The sequence below is a fragment of the Nostoc sp. NMS8 genome, assembly GCF_017115045.1.
Taxonomy (GTDB): Bacteria; Cyanobacteriota; Cyanobacteriia; order Cyanobacteriales; family Nostocaceae; genus Nostoc.
This window is the reverse complement of sequence record NZ_JABXKK010000061.1, coordinates 1-3,392: the sequence shown is the minus strand read 5'-3', so window position 1 is coordinate 3,392 and position 3,392 is coordinate 1. Positions and strand designations below refer to the sequence as shown.

Genomic DNA, 3,392 nt, shown 5'->3' with positions numbered 1-3,392 from the left:
ATCCGCTTTGAAAGCATAAAGTGAGCAACTTGCTCATCTTATGCTTACAGTGACAGTATACATGATCGCGGGGGAAGACAAAATAAGATACCCTTATCTTTTATCCGATATAAACTACGATTAAAAGACCATCCCTCCAAAAGGTGGCTTGCATCTTTGTGACTGTAACCATAAGTTGTCCGTTCTTGTGGTTAACTTCCATCTCAATGCGATCGCATTGAGAGAACCTTCGGCATGGTTGCACTAGCGCTCTTGAAAGCGGAATTTATCTAGAAAGGCAGAGGGCAAGAATCAGAATTCCCATCTGGCTTCTGCCTTTCTAGATAAAAAATTTAAAATTGTTAACAAGTTTATCCTAAAAGATGTTAACAAGTTTATGGTATAGTTAGTATAAGCTGTTAACAACTTTATGACTGACCCAATAGCCAAAGGTGGACGTGGGCATAAAGCCCCCTACGAAACCACCCACGTCAGGATTGCTCTTGGTATCAAACCTGTTGTAGAAAGGCTTAGTGCCGTTTACCGTCAAAAATTTTTGGGCAAGATAAATCCAGACACTAACGGGGCAACTGAACTAATAGAACGTGTAGAAGCTGCCTTATCACCAGCTGTATCTCCAGTTGAGGATTACCAGGAAGTTTGCGATCGTTACTTGGCATCGTTGCGCTTGGGGAAGGTTGCACCTGAATACAAACGTGCAAACTATCATATTAAGGCATTCATTCAAGAGTTACAGCTGGCGCGATTGTCAGCGACTCCAACTCTTAAGAAGATGAACGCCGAAGCATTGCGGTTGTTGCGTCAAGAGTTTAAAGACAATTGGCTGAGATTTTTTCAAGCAATCTCAATCGAGCCAGGATATTTTCTGACTTTTGAAGAATTATTACAAGCTTTAGAGCGAGAAATGGCTGTACCGTATGGGGATTTAGAATCTCATGAAAAAGATTTCCTTCATGGTTGGGATGAGGTTTATAGCAAGGCTTGTCTTGAGGCTGATCAGCGAAAACATGGGATAAGTCCTAATTTAAACTGGTTTGAGCAGTAGTAGGTGTACTCATGTATGAGTTAGCAACAAAACAATTGAACAATAAACTGTCTAAATATCAAAACAAAGGGATAAAAATCAAAAATGAATATCAAGAGCGAAAATCCTGCTGGTTTTAAAAATTGGTCAAAGCAAGTTGCATGTTGGCAATGTATTCCTCCAATAATTTCGATTGATATTGATCGAGAACGTAGTTGCGTGTGGTTTAATGTTGGTGGCGAAAATCGTCCTCTTGTTAAGTATCAGATTTTTTCTAATATGGGTGGTTGCGAAAGTGGGCATGAGGATAATCCTGCTGCTAATCCATCAGCTTTTTCGCTAGAAGAAGCAACATATTTGTATAACCAACTTATTACTGGCAAGATGAATAATGAAGTCAAGTCAATTTTGATTACTGTTGCACTTGCTAAAAAAACATGAAAACAATCATCAAAATAAAATTGGTATTGTTCAATCGACTATCAAACTTTAATTTCTCTCAACAACTGTTGGATCGATTACTGTAGCGTCCAAGAGCAGGACAATCTCGCTGCGATCTAAATAAAAAATACCATTCTCACAAAAAAAAATGACATTACACGCGATCGCTGTTGTGGGTTAATCTAGGACTGGTAGCAAATATTGGTAAAAGAGAAAATTTAATGCTTTCAGGAACCATTCAACCCTACAGTGAAAGACGGACCGTTTTACAAACCAATAACGGTGATTTTCTCATTCCTGGGCAAGAAATTCACCGCTTGGGTTTGTGGCGAATGCAACGGTTGGGTCTGTTGTGGGGTCAAAAGGCAACTGCCCAAGCCGACCAATCGCTTACAAATGATATTCAATATGAAGGAATTATTGGAATTATCAAGTTTAATACGTTGCAACTTGATAACTTATCAGCACTTATTGAAGCAAGCAATTACAGCACCAGACATAATTATTAATCAGCTTGTCGAGAAGGAACAGATATCTGCTTTGCTTTTACCTTCGGCTACTAGTCAATGCCGTAGAAGCTCGAATTGCCTGTGTACTAAAACGGCGCTCCCACAAAACCAGTATCAATACTATTCCTAACTCTGGGATAATTCATGCAGGCGACCTGAAAATCGATACAAGTAAACGGCTTGTCCATAAAAATGAGCAACGCATTCGGTTGACAGGTGTGGAGTTTAGCTTATTAGAGTTGTTAGTGAATGATTCGGGAAAGATTTTTTCAAGGGTTGAAATATTACAGCAGTTGTGGGGCTTTGTACCAGAAATGAATACAGACACCCGTGTGGTAGATGTGCATATCTCACGATTGCGGACAAAGGTAGAATCCGACCCCAATGATCCAGAATTCATTATTACGGCAAGAGGTAGCGGTTATTTTTTCCCACGAATTATTGATTCAGAGCAGGAATAACAGAAAAATATGAGTAAGCTGATCTTAATTACAGGCATAAGCAAAGGTTTAGGTTATGCGATGACCGAGGGTTTTATTCAACAGGGTCATACTGTTATTGGTTGCACCCGTTCATCAGATGCTATTGATAAAATACGCCAAAAGTTTAGTGCGCCCAATGATTTCACATCTGTAGATGTGGCAAATGAACAACTTGTAAAAGAATGGGCCCAAGACGTACTTCAAAAATATTCACCGCCAGATATAGTAATTAATAATGCGGCAATTACCAATTATCCAGCACCTTTGTGGGAAATACCATCTGAAGAATTTTCGGAGCTTATAGATATTAATATCAAAGGAATAGCAAATATAATTCGCCATTTCGTACCAGCAATGGTGAAAAAGAAACGGGGTATTATTGTTAACTTTAGTTCTGGTTGGGGACGTTCGACTTGGGCCCAAGTTGCACCATATTGTGCTTCTAAGTGGGCAATAGAAGGATTAACTCCAAGTCGCAAGTGACAAGTCGCAAGTCGCAAGTTTAAGAGCAATTTTGTGAATTTTTACTTGCGACTCGCTACTTGGTATTATTTTTACTTGCGACTTGCGACTTGCGACTTGCGACTTTGTTAACTCGTTCTTTGGCACAAGAATTGCCAACTGGTATGGCAGCTATACCCCTCAATCCGGGGATTATTCATACAGATATGCTTTCTATTAGCTTTGGAGAAGAAGCTGCTAATTATACACCCGTGTCCAATTGGGTATTGAAAGCTGTTCCGTTTATTCTGAATTTAAAACCCAAAGATAATGGGGTTCCCTTGACTATACATTAAAGAGTGAATCTTAATTGTAATCGTTACCTTGCGGTGCCGACAGTTGAATCATTTCAGAGAACCGTGAATATTTAACCACATTAGTAGGGGAAGAGCTGGCGAAGTTGTCACCAGGAGCAAACTAAACAGTTTAGTTTAA

At 39.5% G+C, this 3,392-nt stretch carries 6 protein-coding genes; all 6 read left to right on the top strand.

Annotated features, from left to right (window positions below; translation table 11 throughout):
- The first annotated feature begins 409 nt into the window (after window positions 1-409).
- The 6 genes from HWQ39_RS10775 (at window position 410) to HWQ39_RS10750 (ending at window position 3,253) form a co-directional block, all read left to right on the top strand.
- Entirely contained in the window at window positions 410-1,045 is a 636-nt protein-coding gene (locus HWQ39_RS10775) for a hypothetical protein (RefSeq protein WP_292844058.1), read from the top strand.
- An 84-nt stretch (window positions 1,046-1,129) separates the two neighbouring features.
- Window positions 1,130-1,465, top strand: a complete 336-nt coding sequence (locus tag HWQ39_RS10770) for a hypothetical protein (RefSeq protein ID WP_292844056.1) — start codon at window positions 1,130-1,132, stop codon at window positions 1,463-1,465.
- A gap of 221 nt (window positions 1,466-1,686) precedes the next feature.
- Window positions 1,687-1,974: a hypothetical protein gene (locus tag HWQ39_RS10765; RefSeq protein ID WP_292844054.1), complete on the top strand. Its 288-nt coding sequence runs from the start codon at window positions 1,687-1,689 to the stop codon at window positions 1,972-1,974.
- Between the two features lie 5 nt (window positions 1,975-1,979).
- Window positions 1,980-2,435, top strand: a complete 456-nt coding sequence (locus tag HWQ39_RS10760; RefSeq protein ID WP_292844052.1) for a winged helix-turn-helix domain-containing protein — start codon at window positions 1,980-1,982, stop codon at window positions 2,433-2,435.
- A 9-nt stretch (window positions 2,436-2,444) separates the two neighbouring features.
- Window positions 2,445-2,939, top strand: a complete 495-nt coding sequence (locus tag HWQ39_RS10755; protein WP_292844050.1) for an SDR family NAD(P)-dependent oxidoreductase — start codon at window positions 2,445-2,447, stop codon at window positions 2,937-2,939.
- An 89-nt stretch (window positions 2,940-3,028) separates the two neighbouring features.
- On the top strand, window positions 3,029-3,253 hold the full coding sequence (locus tag HWQ39_RS10750) for a hypothetical protein (RefSeq protein WP_292844048.1): 225 nt from the start codon (window positions 3,029-3,031) through the stop codon (window positions 3,251-3,253).
- Window positions 3,254-3,392 lie beyond the last annotated feature (139 nt).